Here is a 15,120-nt window from a genome sequence, read left to right on the forward strand (position 1 = left end):
AGCGAGATGCGGGCGGCTGACCCACTGCATCTCGTCAGTCAGGTGGCCTCAGTCGAGCAGCGCCGTGATCGCGGTCGGTACGTCCTCGCCGCGGGTCGCCAGTTCCTCGAACTCGACGACGGCGTTGATGTCGGCGCCCATGGAGATGTTGGTGACGCGCTCCAGGATGAACTCGATGACGACGGGAACCTGGTGCTCATCCATCAGGGCACGGGCACGGTCGAAGGCCTCCTGGAACTCGTTCGGGCTGCGCACCCGGATCGCCTTGCAGCCGAGACCTTCGGCAACCGCGACGTGGTCGACGCCGTAGCCCTTCTCCGCATCGCCAGAGGCGTTGATGTTGTCGAAGGCGAGGCTGACCTCGAAGTCCATGTTGAAGCCGCGCTGTGCCTGGCGGATGAGGCCGAGATAGGAATTGTTCACGACCACATGCAGGTAGGGCAGCTTGTGCTGGGCACCGACGGCCAGTTCCTCGATCATGAACTGGAAGTCGTAGTCGCCCGAGAGAGCAACGATCGGCCGGTTGGGATCGGCGGCGCGAACACCGAGAGCGGCAGGCAGGGTCCAGCCGAGCGGGCCGGCCTGGCCGCAATTGATCCAGTTGCGCGGCTTGTAAACGTGCAGGAACTGCGCGCCGGCGATCTGGCTGAGGCCGATGGTCGAAACGTAGCAGGTGTCGCGGCCGAAGGCCTTGTTCATTTCTTCATAGACACGCTGAGGCTTCAGCGGTGTCTGGTCGAAGTGTGTCTTGCGCAGCATGGTGCGCTTGCGCTCGCGGCACTCTTCCGCCCAGACGGACCAGTCACGCAGCTTGCCAGCTGTCTTCCATTCCGTCGCGACATCGAGGAAGAGCTTCAGCGCGGCCCCGGCATCCGAGACGATACCGAAATCGGGCGCGAAGACGCGGCCGATCTGCGTCGGCTCGATGTCGACGTGAACGAACTTGCGGCCTTCCGTATAGGTCGGGACGTTGCCGGTGTGGCGGTTGGCCCAGCGGTTGCCGACACCGAGAACGAAGTCGGAGGCGAGCAGGTTGGCGTTGCCATAGCGGTGCGAGGTCTGCAGACCACACATGCCGGCCATCAGCGGATGGTCGTCCGGAATCGTGCCCCAGCCCATCAGCGTCGGAATAACCGGTATGCCGGTGATCTCGGCAAATTCGGTCAGAAGATCGGAAGCGTCGGCGTTGATGATGCCGCCGCCGGCGACGATCAGCGGACGCTCCGCCTCGTTCAACATCGCCAGAGCCTTCTCGGCCTGGGCGCGGGTCGCCTTCGGCTTGTAGGGCTCGAGCGGCTGATAGGTGTCCGGATCGAACTCGATCTCGGCCAGCTGAACGTCGACCGGGAGGTCGATCAGGACCGGGCCGGGACGGCCGGAGCGCATGATATGGAATGCCTTCTGGAAGACGAAGGGAACGAGTGCCGGCTCCATGACGGTGACCGCCCATTTGGTGACGGGTGCGGCGATCTTCGAGATATCGACGGCCTGGAAATCTTCCTTGTCGAGACGGGCGCGCGGCGCCTGGCCGGTGATGCAAAGGATCGGGATCGAATCCGCCTGGGCCGAATAGAGGCCGGTGATCATGTCGGTACCGGCCGGGCCCGACGTGCCGATGCAGACGCCGATGTTGCCATGCTTGGCGCGGGTGTAGCCCTCCGCCATATGCGAGGCACCTTCAACATGGCGTGCCAGGATATGGCGAACCGAGCCGCGCGCCTTCAGCGCCGAGTAGAACGGGTTGATGGCGGCACCCGGTACGCCGAAGGCACAATCGATGCCTTCCTTCTCCAGAACATAAACAGCCGCGTCGACGGCACGCATCTTAGCCATGGGAACTCCTCCTATTTCCTGAAAACATAATCCATTATTGCCGCGACGCAATACATAAATGGAAATCATTTCCATCATGTGGAAATAAAGATTTTCAACAATTCGGAGAAAATCGCAGCAGGGCCTGATAGAGGATGATGGCGAGAGATGTGATTTGCAGAGAGGCTTCGATGGACGGCAACGGCCGAGGAAAACGCGGACGCAAGGCGGGCGAGAATGCTGCGCCGTCCTCCGTCCAGGTGCTGGACCGCAGCCTTGCTCTGCTGACGGTGGTGGCTAAGGGCGACGGCTCGACCTTGACCCAGCTTGCCGACGAAACCGGCATGGCGCCCTCCACGGTTCACCGCCTGCTGACGACGCTTTCCGGCCACGGCATGGTCATGAACGACCCGGATACCGGCGCCTGGACCGTCGGGCTCAAGGCATTCGAAATCGGCAATGCCTATCTGCGCTTCCGCAAGCTCGGCACCATCAGCCGGCCATTCCTCAAGGGGCTCATGGAGGAAAGTGGCGAGACGGCCAATATCGGCATCGAGGAAGGCGGCGACGTCGTCTTCATCTCGCAGGTCGAAAGCCACGCGCCAATGCGCGCCTTCTTTCGCCCGGGCCGCCGTGGCCCGGTTCATGCCTCCGGCATCGGCAAAGCCATCCTGTCCACCTGGTCCGACAAGGACATCGCCCAGCTTCTCCATGGCCGCGAGCTCGCGCATTTTACCGACAAGACCCGCGACACGCTGCCGGCACTGCTGAAGGACATCCAGGAGATCCGCCACCGCGGCTGGTCGGTCGACGACGAGGAGCACACGCTCGGCATGCGCTGCGTCGCAGCACCGATCTTCAACGAATATGGCGAAACGATTGCCGGCATCTCCATCTCCGGCCCATCGGTCCGCGTCAGCGATCAGAAGCTCTCGATCTTCGGCCCTGTGGTGCGCGAACGCGCCGACGCCCTGACCAAAGCGATGGGCGGCAAACGGCCGGAAGAACTGTAAGCGATCAAGCAGGCGCCGCGCATCCGGTTGGAATAGGCTGCACGCAAACAAAAAGGCTTGCAGATCCTTGCAGATCTGCAAGCCCTGAGAACGCGGTGCTATGCCGGTCAGACGGCTTCGAGGCGTTTGGCCGCCGGTGTCGTGTCCTTCACACCGCTGGTGGCACCCTTCATCGGCTTGCCGGCGACGTAGGTTTCAGTGACGCAGCGGTCATCGCCCATCGTCTGCAAGATGAAGAGCTCTTCCGCGAGCGAACCGGCGACCCGCATGCGAAGCTCCATCGACGGCTTGGCGCGACTGTCGAGCACGACGATATCGGCATCCGCGCCGACATGAAGGGAGCCGATGCGGTCGTCGAGATCGAGCGCGCGGGCGTTGCCGAGCGTCATGCGGTAGAAGGAATTGAACGGCGTCAGCCGCTGGCCCTGCAGGTGCAGTACCTTGTAGGCCTCGTCCATCGTCTCCAGCATCGAGAAGCTCGTTCCGGCGCCGACATCGGTCGCGACCGACCAGCGGGCACCTAGCTTGTCGAAGCGGTCCCGGTCGAAGAGACCGGAGCCGAGGAAGAGGTTCGAGGTCGGGCAGAAGGTGCCGACGGCCCCGGTCTCGGCGAGAACCGAGATCTCGCGATCGCTCAGATAGATACAGTGACCGAGCAAGGTCTTGCGCGTCAGGAGATCGTAGCGCGCATAGATGTCGGTATAGTCCTTCGCCTCCGGATAGAGCGAGGTCGCAAAGGCAATCTCGTCCCTGTTTTCGGAAAGATGCGTCTGCACGTAGCATTCCGGATGCTCGGCGACGAGCGTCCTGCTCGCCTCCATCTGCTCCGGGGTCGAGGTGATGGCAAAGCGCGGGCTGATGGCGTAGTGCGCGCGGCCGCGGCCATGCCATTTGGCGATCAGCGCCTTCGTCTCGTCATAGCCCTGTCGTGGCGTGTCGCGCAGCGCATCGGGCGCGTTGCGGTCCATCATCACCTTGCCGCCGATCATCAGCATGCCGCGTGCTTCCGCCGCGCCGAAGTAGGCGTCCACGCTTTCCGGATGCACGGAGCAATAGGCGACCGCCGTCGTCGTGCCGTTGGACAGGAGCTCGTCCATGAAGCGGCCGGCGATGAAGTTGGCATGTTCCGGCTTCCGGAACTTCTGTTCCTCGACGAAGATGTAGGTGTTCAGCCATTCAAGAAGCTGAGCGCCGTAGGAAGCGATCGCCTGCGTCTGCGGGAAATGCAGATGCGTATCGATCAGACCGGGCAGCACGAGGTTGGGGCGATGGTCGGCGACCTTGACGCCGGCGCCGGCGCAGCGGGCAACCACGGCATGTTCGCCGATATCGGCGACCTTGCCGTCCCGCACCAGCACGGCGCCATCCTCGAAGTAACGATAGGAGGCCGCATCGTCGAGACCCCTGGGCTCCTCGACGAAGGTGAGCACGCGGCCCCGGATCAGCAAATCGGTCATTGGGTCTTGCCTCCATTCACGACGGATTCGTACCAGGCGACGAGCAGCTGCCGCTCCTCGTCCGATACGCCGGTGACATTGGCGGGCGGCATTGCGTGGGTGCGGCCGGCCTGCAGATAGATTTCGCGCGCGTGGTTGGCGATCTCGGTGTCGGTTTCGAGCGTCACGCCCTTCGGCGGCACGACGATACCCTCCCAACCGGGCTCCTTGGCATGGCACATGGAACAACGGCCGAGCACCGTGTCGCGCACCTTCGGAAAAGCTTCTGCCGTCACGAAGGGCTGCTGCGCGGCCGAGATCTTCTCCTCGCCGCCGCCGGCCAAAATCTTCGGCACGGTCGACAACCACATGATCGCGACGAAGAGCAGCGCGGTGACGAGCCAGGTCCAGGTCGGGTTACCCTTGTTCGCGTGCCKGGTGTTGAAATAGTGGCGGATGGTGACGCCCATCAGGAAGACCAGCGAGGCGATGATCCAGTTGTACTGGGTACCGAAGGCCAGCGGATAGTGATTCGACAGCATCAGGAACAGAACCGGCAGCGTCAGGTAGTTGTTGTGGGTCGAGCGCTGCTTGGCAATCACGCCATATTTGGCGTCCGGCGTGCGGCCGGCGATCAGGTCGCCGACGACCACCTTCTGGTTCGGGATGATGATGAAGAAGACGTTGGCCGACATGATCGTTGCGGTAAACGCACCGAGATGCAGGAAGGCCGCGCGGCCGGTGAAGAGCTGCGTGTAGCCCCAGGCCATGGCGACCAGGATGAAGTAGAGCAGCACCATCAGTCGCGTGTTGTCACGGCCGAGTGGCGACTTGCAGATGGTGTCATAGGCGAGCCAGCCAAAGGCGATCGAGGCAAGCGAAATGGCGATCGCCACCGGCTTCGAGACATCGAGCACGTTCGGATCAATCAGGTAAAGGTCCGCGCCGGCATAATAGACCAGGCAGAGCATGCCGAAGCCCGAGAGCCAGGCGACGTAGGACTCCCATTTGAACCAGATCAGGTGTTCCGGCATGTTGGTCGGCGCAACCAGGTACTTCTGGATGTGGTAGAAGCCACCACCGTGCACCTGCCATTCTTCGCCATAGGCGCCGACGGGCAGGCCGGGATGCTTCTTCAGACCGAGGTCAAGGGCGACGAAGTAAAAGGACGAACCGATCCATGCAATGGCGGTGATGACGTGCAGCCATCTCACGGCAAAGGTCAGCCAATCCCAGGCGATGGCATAGTCGTACATGCAATTCTCCCATTTCTCCTCCAGCCATTATGTGTCATTGCTGGAGGTCGCGGGAACGTCGCTGCTTCACCAACACTTTCAAAAAAATCTATAAAATAGCGACGCAATGGATGGGCTAGTAAGAAGCCGGAGGAGTGGGACGGAGGCATGTCGTATCTGGACAATGTGCGCGTCTTCGTACGCGTCGTAGAGCTTGGAACCCTGTCGGCGGCCGGTCGCGACCAGCGCGTGACGCCGGCGGTTGCGAGCAATAGAATCAAAGAGTTGGAACGCCATATGGGGGTTCGCCTGTTCAATCGGACGACGCGCAAGCTGACCCCGACAGAGCACGGTCGCGTCTTTTACGACGGCGCGGTAAAGATCCTCGAAGCGGTCAACGAGGCCGAGAATGCGATCGCCGATCTTTCGCGAAATCCCAAGGGTGCGCTGAAGATTACCGCTCCTTTGGGGATAGGTCGGCGCCTGATTGCATCGGGCATTCCGGAGTTTCACGACAAATATCCCGACATCGAAGTGCGCCTTCGCCTTTCGGACCATAATGTCGACATCCTCTCGGAAGGCGTCGACGTCGCCTTCAAGCTCGGCATCCTCGAAGATTCGAACCTGCGCATGCGCGGCATCATGAATTGCGAGCGGGTAATCTGCGGGGCGCCCGCCTATTTCGAGAAACGAGGCATACCGCAAACGCCTGAAGCGCTGATCGCCGACAAGCATGACTGTCTGTTGCTGCGTTATCCCGGCTCGAAGGAGTACTTCTGGACGCTCCAGACCATGGAGGGCGTGCGCAAGCTGGAGGTGATCGGCCCTTACGATTCGGATGACGGTGACGTGCTGACCCAATGGGCCCTCGATGGGCGCGGCATCATCAACAAGCCGCTCTTCGAGGTGAAAGGCCACATCAACTCCGGCGCGCTGGTGCCGATTCTTGTCGATACGCCGCCGCTCAGCGTACAGCTTGCGGCGATCTATCCGCACAAGCGCTTCCAGGACCCGAAGGTTCGGTTGATGATCGACTACATGGCCGAACGCTGTCAGCGCCTGATCGGCAAGGCGCTGGAATAGCGCCTAGCCCTTGGTTCGCTCGATCCCGGGAACGCCGCCGATCTGCTCGACGAGAAAATCGACCAGCAGCCGCACCCGGGCAATGCCCGCGCGCTCCGGAACGATCAACAGGCTGAGCGGCACGGAAGGCAGCGTGTAATCCTGCAGCAGTTCCACGAGTTGGCCGCTCGCCAACAGATCGTCCACAAGCCAACGATGTGCAGGCGCAATGCCACGGCCGGCGGCGAGCGCCTCGCGCGCGCCAAGTCCGTGATCGATCCGAAATCGTCCGGCAAAGGGTACGGAATGGCTGTGGCCGTCCGGGCCCTCGCATGAGAGCATGTCGCTGCCGGCGACATTCGACATGCGGATCCCCTCATGGCGGGAGAGGTCCTGAGCCGAAGCGGGAGTGCCATGTGCCGCCAGATAGGTCGGCGCCGCCACGAGCAGGCGTCGGCTTTCGCCGAGAGGCCGGAGCTTCATCGAGCTGTCGGAGAGCGGCCCGAGGCGCAGCGCGATATCGACGCCTTCTCGCACCAGGTCGATGCGCTCGTCGGTCAGGCTGAGGTCGACCCCGATCTCCGGATACTTGTCCTGGAAGGCGAAGATCAGCCGGCTGACATGCAAGACCCCAAAGGCCGCAGTACAGGATACGCGGATGATGCCCGCAGCGGCACTGCGCGTGCCACGGGCTTCGTCGCCGGCCTGTTCCACCAGGCGCAAGATCTGGATGCTATCGGCATAGTAACGGCTGCCTTCGTCGGTCAGCGTGACGCGCCGGGTGGTGCGGCTGAGCAGCGGCACGCCGACCGCCTCCTCCAATTCCCGCAACTGCCGCGTGACCGTGGACTGACCAATGCCAAGCTCACGGGCAACCGCCGAGAGGTTGCCGCGCTCGGCGACGCGCACGAAGGTTCGCACCCGTTCGAGCGTAACGTCGGATTTATCCATTTTTCGGCACAATCCTATGCATTTCGGATATCTACCGCATAAGGGCGCAGCGGTCTACCTAGAGTCTCAATTGAAGACGCCAGGGATACCGACCATGAAAGTTCTGCTTGTTTATGCTCACCCCGAGCCCCGCTCGCTCAACGGCACGCTACGCGATGTCGCCATCAAGGCACTTGAGGCGGAAGGCCACGAAGTTCGTGTCACGGACCTCTATGCCGAGGGATGGAAGTCCGAAATCGACCGCGCCGACTTTCCCGTCCTTGTCCCGGACACGCGCTTCAAGCCGAGTCGCGCTTCGAAGGAGRCCTTCGCCACCGATACGCTGACCGCCGACGTCAAGGCCGAGCAGGAAAAGCTGCTCTGGGCCGACGCGCTGATCCTGCAGTTTCCGCTGTGGTGGTACTCGATGCCGGCGATCCTCAAAGGTTGGGTCGACCGCGTCTACGCCTACGGCTTTGCCTATGGCGTCGGCGAGCACAGCGACAAATACTGGGGCAGACGCTTCGGTGAAGGCACGCTTGCCGGCAAACGCGCAATGCTGGTGGTGACAACAGGCGGCTGGGAGGAGCACTATTCGCCGCGGGGCGTCAACGGGCCGATCGACGACCTGCTCTTCCCGATCAATCACGGGATCCTCTTCTATCCCGGCTACGACGTGCTTCCGCCTTTCGTCGCCTATCGCGTCGACGGACTGGACGAGTCCGGTTTCGAAGCCACGGCCGAGCGCCTGCGGGAGAGGATGCATGCGCTTGGAACGGCCGCACCCATTCCCTATCGCCGCCAGAACGGCGGGGACTATGCGATCCCGAGCCTTGAACTTCGACCTGAACTTGGCACGCCGGATACACGCAGCTTTGCGCTGCACCTGAACGGCGCGGCCGGCTAATGTAGAGAACGCTTGGTTCCTCCGCCTCGCCTGCCTAGCGCGCAAGCTTGGCGGCGGCCGGCCGACGTGAAGCATCGGCTTGCGCCGGCTCGCGGAAATTGAGTGCCGCTGCCATCACTTCGGCGGCCGCAAGCGCGCCAATGACCGCCGGCCGCTTGTCCTTCACCGTCGTGCCGCCGATCGGGCAGACGAGCCGGTCGAAAAGCTCCGGGCGGCCGATCTCGCGCGACAGCCAGTTCTTGAAGGTCGCACGCTTCGTCTTCGAGCCGATCATGCCGACATAGGAGGCGTCATCACGGCGAAGCGCTTCCGCGGCGATCAGGAAGTCGAGCGCATGGTCATGGGTGAGGATCACGAAGGCGCTGCCGGGGGGCGCATCGCGCACCACCGCCTCCGGCATCGCCGTCAGGCAGGTTTCGATACCGGGAATGTCGGCAACGGCGGAAAGCTCGTTTTCGCGGGTATCGACGAGAACGGTGCGCACCGGCACCAGGGAGAGCGCCATCGCCAGCGCATCGCCGACATGGCCAGCGCCGAAGACATAGACATGCGGCCGGCTGGCGATTTCCAGGTCGCTGCGTTCAATCAGCATGGCGGCTTTCTCCCGATCGATGCGTGTGAAGGCGAGCGCCACGCGCCCGCCGCAACACTGGCCGATCTCCGGTCCGAGCGGGATCGTCATCGCCTCCGGCGCATCGCCACGTTTGAGCGCCCGCCGGCCATGATCAATCGCCATGTATTCGAGTTGCCCGCCGCCGATCGTGCCAAAAAGGCTATCGGCGGCGACGAGCATCCAGGCATCGGTGTCGCGCGGGGTCGAACCCGCAGCACCCGTCACCTCCACGAGCACGCAGTCGCGCTCGCGTCGGAGAAAGTCCCTGATATCCTCGCGGCTCGCTACCATGGTCGATCAGCCCCTGTTACCCTTTCTGCCGTGCAGCCGCCCGCAACCGCTCGATCGCCATCAGCACCCGTTCCGGGGTTGCCGGCGCATCAAGGCGCGGTGCTATACGATACTCCGCAACGCTCGCGGCCGCCATCGACAAGGCCTCCAGAACAGAGATACCGAGCATGAAGGGCGGTTCGCCCACGGCCTTCGATCGACGGATCGTTTCTTCGCGGTTGACCGACCATTCGGCAAGCCGGGTGTTGAACACGCGCGGCCGATCTGAAGCCAACGGGATCTTGTAGGTCGAAGGCGCATGCGTGCGCAGCCGGCCCTTGGCATCCCACCAGAGCTCTTCCGTCGTCAGCCAGCCCATGCCCTGAACGAAGGCGCCTTCCACCTGGCCGAGGTCGAGCGCCGGGTTCAGCGAGCGGCCGACATCATGCAGGATATCGGTGCGGTCCACCTGGTATTCGCCGGTCAAGGTGTCGACGCTGACCTCCGAGCACGAGGCGCCATAGGCGTAGTAGAAGAACGGCCGGCCCCGGCCTTCGGCGCGGTTCCAATGGATCTTCGGCGTCTTGTAGAAACCGGCTGCCGAAAGCTGTATGCGGGCGCCATAGGCGATCTTGATGAACTCGTTGAAGCTCAGGCGCTCGGCACCGATCCGCACCACGTTCGGTTCGAAGGCGACATCGGCCTCGGCGACGTTCCAGCGCTCGGCAGCAAACTTGACCAGCCGTTCCTTGATCTGCTGCGCGGCGTTGGCCGCGGCCATGCCGTTGAGATCGGAGCCGGACGACGCCGCGGTTGCGGACGTGTTCGGCACCTTGCCCGTCGTCGTCGCCGTTACCTTGATCCGGTCGAGATCGACCTGGAACTCGTCGGCGACCACCTGGGCGACCTTGGTATAGAGCCCCTGCCCCATCTCGGTGCCGCCATGGTTCAGATGGATCGAACCGTCCGTATAGACATGCACGAGGGCGCCGGCCTGATTGTACTCCGTCTTGGTGAAGGAGATGCCGAATTTCACCGGCGTGAGCGCAATGCCGCGCTTCACCACGTTGTTCTCGCGGTTAAACGCGATCACCGCCTCGCGACGCTTGGCATAATCCGCCGAGGTTTCCAGTTCCTCGATGATGCGGCCGATGATGTTGTCTTCCACGGTCTGGTGATAGGGCGTGAGGTTACGCCCCTGCCCGCCGTAGAAGTTCAGTTTGCGGATTTCGAGCGGATCCTTGCCGACGGCATAGGCGATGTCCTCGATCATGCGTTCGCCACCGACCATACCCTGCGGCCCGCCGAAACCGCGGAATGCGGTGTTGGAAACGGTGTTGGTCTTCAGCGGACGCGAGCGCAGGCGCACGTTCGGATAGAAATAGCAGTTGTCGGCGTGGAAGAGCGCACGGTCGGTGACCGGGCCTGAGAGATCGGCCGAATAGCCGCAGCGCGCCGAGAAGACGGCATCCACCGCCTCGATGCGACCTTCGTCATCGAAGCCGAGTTTGTAGTCCACATGGAAGTCGTGGCGCTTGCCGGTCGCGCTCATGTCGTCGTCACGGTCCGGGCGGACCTTGACCGGGCAGCGGTATTTCTTGGCGGCAACGGCCGCAACGGCGGCGAAGATGTTCGCCTGGGTTTCCTTGCCGCCGAAGCCGCCGCCCATGCGGCGCACATTCACGGTGACCGCATTCGACGGCACGCCGAGCACGGTTGCGACCATGTGCTGCGTTTCTGCCGGATGCTGGGTCGAGGAATAGACGAGCACCTCGTCGTCCTCGCCGGGAATGGCAAACGAGATCTGGCCTTCCAGATAGAAGTGATCCTGGCCGCCGATGCGCATCTCGCCTTCGAGGATGTTCTTCGACTTGGCAAAGCCGGCGTCGATGTCGCCGCGCTCGAGCTTCAAGGGGTCGATGACCAGCGGATAGTTGGCCGCTGCCGCTTCGAGCACGTCAGTCACATGCGGCAAGTCGCGATACTCGATCTTGACCTTGGCCGCCGCACGCCGCGCAGCCTCGCGCGAAGTGGCTATGACTGCGAAGATCGGCTGGCCGTGGAACTCCACTTTGTCGGTGACGAAGATCGGCTCGTCGTGCTTGTGTGCCGGGCTGATATCGTTTTCGCCGGGGATGTCGGCCGCCGTCAGAACACCGATCACGCCTTCGCTGGCGTTCACGGCCTCGAAGTCGATCGACAAAATGTCGGCGTGCGCGCGCTGCGACAGGCCGAGATAGCCATGTAGCGTGCCCTGGGGCTCAGGAATATCGTCGATGTATTCGGCCGTTCCCGACACATGCTTGTGACCGGACTCGTGCCGTTCCTTTTCGTGTACGCCGCCGCGGATGCGGTCGATGGGCTGCATCACGTTCATGGCTTCCTCCCTTAAACCGCGACAGCAATGGTGCGATCGAGACGGAGCTGGCCGCCACTCGACTGCGTTTCGAGATAGAAGCGGCGAAGCAGGTTCTTCGCCACCAGCTGGCGGTATTCCGCCGAGGCGCGCCAGTCGGTGAGCGGCGTGAAATCCTGATCGAAGGCGGCGACAGCGCGCTCGATCGTCTCCTCGTTCCACTCGGCACCTTTCAGCACCGCCTCGACATGGGCGGCACGCTTCGGCGTCGCGGCCATACCGCCGAAGGCGATGACGGCGTCGGTCACCCGACCAGCGTCGAAGCTGATGTTGAAGCCGCCGCAGACGGCGGTGATGTCCTCGTCGAGACGCTTCGTCACCTTGTAGACGGCAACACGGGCTGTGTCCGAAACGAACGGAATGCGCACGCTTTCGACGAACTCGCCCGGCTCGCGGTCCTGCTTGCCATAGGCGATGAAGAAGTCTTCAAGCACCACCGTGCGGCGGCGATCGCCCTTGCGGAGCACGATCGAGGCGCCAAGCGCGATCAGCGCCGGCGGCGTGTCGCCGATCGGCGAACCGTTGGCAATGTTGCCGCCGACGGTACCCATGTTGCGGACCTGCTGGCCGCCAATGCGGTCCCAAAGCTCCGTCAACTCGGGGAAGTGTTCGACGATAACAGGATAGGCCTCGGCGTAACTGACGCCGGCGCCGAGCGTCACGCCATCTGAATTGACGGTGATCCGGCGCAGTTCTTCGAGATGGGTCAGATGGATGACCGGCGAGATGTCGCGCATGAATTTCGTCACCCAGAGCCCGACATCGGTCGAGCCGGCGACGATCGTCGCCTTCGGGTTGGCTTCGAGCACGGCGGCGAAATCGTCGACCGAGCCTGGAAGGATGAAGCGTTCCGTCTCCGAGCCGATTTCGACACGGCGGCCATCCTGAAGTGCTGCCAGTTCGCCTGCGATCCGGTCACGCTCTGCAACCAGCGGATCCTTGCCGACGTCGCCGATCGTCGAGATCGCCTCGGCGGCGCGGATGATTGCGGCATAGCCGGTACAACGACAAAGATTGCCCTGAAGCGCCTTTTCGATTTCGGCGATCGAGGGCTTCGGGTTTTCCATCCAGAGGCCGTAGAGCGACATAACGAAGCCTGGCGTGCAGAAGCCGCACTGGGAGGCGTGGGTGTTGACCATCGCCTGTTGCACCGGATGCAGCGGGCCTGCCGGCTGTGCTAGCGAATCCACCGTCACGATATGACAGCCATCGAGCGAGCCGACGAAGCGGATGCAGGCGTTGACGGATTCATACTTGATTTTGCCGTCGAGCAGACGGCCGACAAGCACCGTGCAGGCACCACAGTCGCCTTCGGCGCAGCCTTCCTTGGTGCCCTTCAGATTGCGGTCGATGCGCAGGAAATCGAGCAGGGTCTGAACGGGCGACACATCGGCAAGTTCGACCAGGCGGTGGTTCAGAATAAAGCGGATGGTGTTGCGGATCTGGATCGTCATTACTCAGCTCCCGCGGTAGGTGGAGTAGCCGTAGGGCGAAAGCAGCAGCGGCACGTGATAGTGCGCCCCCTGGTTATCGATGCCAAAGCGGATCGGGATCACGTCGAGGAACGGGTTCTCACCGCGCCTGACCGCGCCGCCGAGATAGTCGCCGGCATGGAACTGCAGCTCGTAGGTGCCGGTCTGCATGCGCTCGCCGCTCAAAAGCGGCTCGTCACAGCGGCCGTCGTCATTGGTCTTGACGGATTTGATATGCGTCTGGCGATCGCCCTCGACCCGGTAGAGCTCGATGCGCAGCCCTTCGGCCGGTTTGCCGCTGGCCGTATCCAGCACGTGCGTCGTCAAACGGCCGGCGTTTCCACCCTGAGATTGCATAGTTTTCGCTCCTCCCGAAGTCAGCTTTCCACCTCGCAGTATTCCGGCATTCCCACCTGCTTGGTAGCGAGCGGATCATTCGAGACTTTCAAATTTTTTGGGGGGAATGGCTCGAAACAAATGCCGCTAGAAATTGGATGCAGAGACGAAAATGTCTGGAGGAGCTGCTTTGATGAGATACCCCCGCGATCTTCACGGCCACGGCCCGAACTTCAAGATCACATGGCCCGACGGCGCGCGGATCGCCGTGCAATTCGTCATCAACTACGAGGAAGGCGGAGAGAACTGCGTGCTGCATGGCGACGCAGCATCCGAAGCATTCCTGTCGGAAATCGTCGGTGCGCAGGCCTGGCAGGGCCAACGGCACTGGAACATGGAATCGATCTACGAATACGGCGCACGCGCCGGTTTTTGGCGCCTGCATCGCATGTTCACCGAGCGTGGCGTGCCTGCCACCGTTTATGGTGTGGCCACTGCGCTGAAGCGCTCGCCTGAGCAGGTCGCCGCCATGCAGGATGCCGGCTGGGAAATAGCCTCGCACGGTCTGAAATGGATCGAGCACAAGGACTTCTCGCCGGAGCGCGAGCGCCAGGAGATCGCCGAGGCGATCCGGCTGCACACCATCGTCACCGGCGAGCGTCCGCGCGGCTGGTACACGGGGCGCTGTTCCGACAATACGCTCGACCTCGTCACCGAGGCCGGCGGTTTCGACTACGTGTCGGACGCTTATGCCGACGATCTGCCCTATTGGCATGAGCATGCCGGGCGCCATCAGCTGGTCATCCCCTATACGCTCGACAGCAACGACATGCGCTTTGCCACGCCGCAGGGTTTCAACAGCGGCGACCAGTTCTTCAGCTACCTGAAGGACAGCTTCGACGTGCTCTACGCCGAAGGCACCGCCGGTGCGCCGAAGATGCTGAGCATCGGGCTGCACTGCCGCCTCGTCGGCCGGCCCGGCCGCGCCGCAGCGTTGGCGCGCTTCCTCGACTACGTGCAAGGCCACGAGAAGGTCTGGCTGGCCAAGCGCGTCGATATCGCCCGCCACTGGACCCAAAACTACCCTTACAAGGCCTGGGACGATCGTCCGTCGCGGCTTGGCGAAGAGGCGTTCGTCGCCAAGTTCGGCGGTGTCTTCGAACATTCGAAGTGGATCGCAAAGCGCGCCTTCCAGGGTGAGCTCTCGCCGGCCAACGACACCGCGATCGGCCTTGCCGCAGCCCTTTCCGCCGTCTTCCGCGAAGCCTCGGCCGAGGAACGGCTTGCCGTCCTCATCGCCCACCCGGATCTCGCCGGCAAGCTGGCGCAGGCCAAGCGCCTGACCGAAAGCTCGACCAACGAGCAGGCCGGTGCCGGCCTTGACGCGCTGACCGATGCGGAGCTCGAGCGCTTCACCACGCTCAACGCCGCCTATGTCGACAAGTTCAAGTTCCCGTTCATCATGGCGGTCAAGGGCCGCACCAAGGACGAGATCCTCGCAGCCTTCGAAAGCCGGATCGGCAACGACCGCGACACGGAGTTCGAAACCGCGTGCAGGCAGGTGGAGCGGATCGCCTATCTGCGCCTCAAGGACATGCTGCCGAGCTGAGGAACCCCG

The 15,120-nt window shown here is 62.9% G+C and carries 12 protein-coding genes; 4 read left to right on the forward strand and 8 right to left on the reverse strand.

Annotation, left to right across the window (positions count from 1 at the left end):
* Window positions 1-48: 48 nt before the first annotated feature.
* On the reverse strand, window positions 49-1,833 hold the full coding sequence (gene gcl, locus AB4Z53_RS10410) for a glyoxylate carboligase (RefSeq protein WP_441595746.1): 1,785 nt from the start codon (window positions 1,831-1,833) through the stop codon (window positions 49-51).
* A 170-nt stretch (window positions 1,834-2,003) separates the two neighbouring features.
* On the opposite strand from gcl, the gene AB4Z53_RS10415 reads away from it, so the two are divergent.
* Entirely contained in the window at window positions 2,004-2,825 is an 822-nt protein-coding gene (locus AB4Z53_RS10415; protein ID WP_223728680.1) for an IclR family transcriptional regulator, read from the forward strand.
* 107 nt (window positions 2,826-2,932) lie between these two features.
* Here the strand turns inward: AB4Z53_RS10415 and guaD are convergent, their stop codons facing one another.
* Window positions 2,933-4,282, reverse strand: a complete 1,350-nt coding sequence (gene guaD, locus AB4Z53_RS10420) for a guanine deaminase (RefSeq protein WP_441595747.1) — start codon at window positions 4,280-4,282, stop codon at window positions 2,933-2,935.
* The gene (locus AB4Z53_RS10425; protein ID WP_113535230.1) at window positions 4,279-5,517 is read right to left on the reverse strand and encodes a urate hydroxylase PuuD; all 1,239 of its coding nucleotides are present in this window, start codon (window positions 5,515-5,517) and stop codon (window positions 4,279-4,281) included. The genes guaD and AB4Z53_RS10425 overlap by 4 nt, the downstream gene beginning before the upstream one ends.
* A gap of 147 nt (window positions 5,518-5,664) precedes the next feature.
* Between AB4Z53_RS10425 and AB4Z53_RS10430 the strand changes: the two genes are divergently transcribed.
* On the forward strand, window positions 5,665-6,579 hold the full coding sequence (locus tag AB4Z53_RS10430) for a LysR family transcriptional regulator (protein WP_113535231.1): 915 nt from the start codon (window positions 5,665-5,667) through the stop codon (window positions 6,577-6,579).
* A gap of 3 nt (window positions 6,580-6,582) precedes the next feature.
* On the opposite strand, the gene AB4Z53_RS10435 is transcribed toward AB4Z53_RS10430, so the two are convergent.
* Complete coding sequence (locus AB4Z53_RS10435) at window positions 6,583-7,509, reverse strand: LysR family transcriptional regulator (protein ID WP_441595748.1); 927 nt, start codon at window positions 7,507-7,509, stop codon at window positions 6,583-6,585.
* A 94-nt stretch (window positions 7,510-7,603) separates the two neighbouring features.
* Between AB4Z53_RS10435 and AB4Z53_RS10440 the strand changes: the two genes are divergently transcribed.
* Complete coding sequence (locus AB4Z53_RS10440) at window positions 7,604-8,395, forward strand: NAD(P)H-dependent oxidoreductase (protein WP_441595749.1); 792 nt, start codon at window positions 7,604-7,606, stop codon at window positions 8,393-8,395.
* Window positions 8,396-8,429: 34 nt separating this feature from the next.
* On the opposite strand, the gene xdhC is transcribed toward AB4Z53_RS10440, so the two are convergent.
* Genes xdhC through uraH form a run of 4 tightly spaced genes read right to left on the reverse strand, consistent with a single transcriptional unit; the run spans window position 8,430 to window position 13,523 of the window.
* A complete protein-coding gene (xdhC, locus tag AB4Z53_RS10445) occupies window positions 8,430-9,299 on the reverse strand; it encodes a xanthine dehydrogenase accessory protein XdhC (RefSeq protein WP_441595750.1) in 870 nt (289 codons plus the stop codon).
* 16 nt (window positions 9,300-9,315) lie between these two features.
* Window positions 9,316-11,655, reverse strand: coding sequence for a xanthine dehydrogenase molybdopterin binding subunit (xdhB, locus tag AB4Z53_RS10450; protein ID WP_441595751.1), 2,340 nt, complete (start codon window positions 11,653-11,655; stop codon window positions 9,316-9,318).
* A gap of 11 nt (window positions 11,656-11,666) precedes the next feature.
* Window positions 11,667-13,148, reverse strand: a complete 1,482-nt coding sequence (gene xdhA / locus AB4Z53_RS10455; RefSeq protein WP_441595752.1) for a xanthine dehydrogenase small subunit — start codon at window positions 13,146-13,148, stop codon at window positions 11,667-11,669.
* 3 nt (window positions 13,149-13,151) lie between these two features.
* Complete coding sequence (gene uraH / locus AB4Z53_RS10460) at window positions 13,152-13,523, reverse strand: hydroxyisourate hydrolase (protein ID WP_441595753.1); 372 nt, start codon at window positions 13,521-13,523, stop codon at window positions 13,152-13,154.
* 172 nt (window positions 13,524-13,695) lie between these two features.
* On the opposite strand from uraH, the gene puuE reads away from it, so the two are divergent.
* Window positions 13,696-15,111 (forward strand): allantoinase PuuE, encoded by a 1,416-nt coding sequence (gene puuE, locus AB4Z53_RS10465; RefSeq protein ID WP_441595754.1) that lies wholly within the window; start codon window positions 13,696-13,698, stop codon window positions 15,109-15,111.
* Window positions 15,112-15,120 lie beyond the last annotated feature (9 nt).

The sequence above is a fragment of the Ensifer sp. 2TAB8 genome (assembly GCF_052115125.1).
GTDB lineage: Bacteria > Pseudomonadota > Alphaproteobacteria > Rhizobiales > Rhizobiaceae > Ensifer.

Coding starts and splice junctions, on each gene's coding strand:
- puuE (WP_441595754.1), top strand. CDS start 13,696: ATGAGATACCCCCGCGATCTTCACGGCCACGGCCCGAACTTCAAGATC.
- guaD (WP_441595747.1), bottom strand. CDS start 4,282: ATGACCGATTTGCTGATCCGGGGCCGCGTGCTCACCTTCGTCGAGGAG.
- xdhA (WP_441595752.1), bottom strand. CDS start 13,148: ATGACGATCCAGATCCGCAACACCATCCGCTTTATTCTGAACCACCGC.
- xdhC (WP_441595750.1), bottom strand. CDS start 9,299: ATGGTAGCGAGCCGCGAGGATATCAGGGACTTTCTCCGACGCGAGCGC.
- uraH (WP_441595753.1), bottom strand. CDS start 13,523: ATGCAATCTCAGGGTGGAAACGCCGGCCGTTTGACGACGCACGTGCTG.
- gcl (WP_441595746.1), bottom strand. CDS start 1,833: ATGGCTAAGATGCGTGCCGTCGACGCGGCTGTTTATGTTCTGGAGAAG.
- AB4Z53_RS10430 (WP_113535231.1), top strand. CDS start 5,665: ATGTCGTATCTGGACAATGTGCGCGTCTTCGTACGCGTCGTAGAGCTT.
- AB4Z53_RS10415 (WP_223728680.1), top strand. CDS start 2,004: ATGGACGGCAACGGCCGAGGAAAACGCGGACGCAAGGCGGGCGAGAAT.
- xdhB (WP_441595751.1), bottom strand. CDS start 11,655: ATGAACGTGATGCAGCCCATCGACCGCATCCGCGGCGGCGTACACGAA.
- AB4Z53_RS10435 (WP_441595748.1), bottom strand. CDS start 7,509: ATGGATAAATCCGACGTTACGCTCGAACGGGTGCGAACCTTCGTGCGC.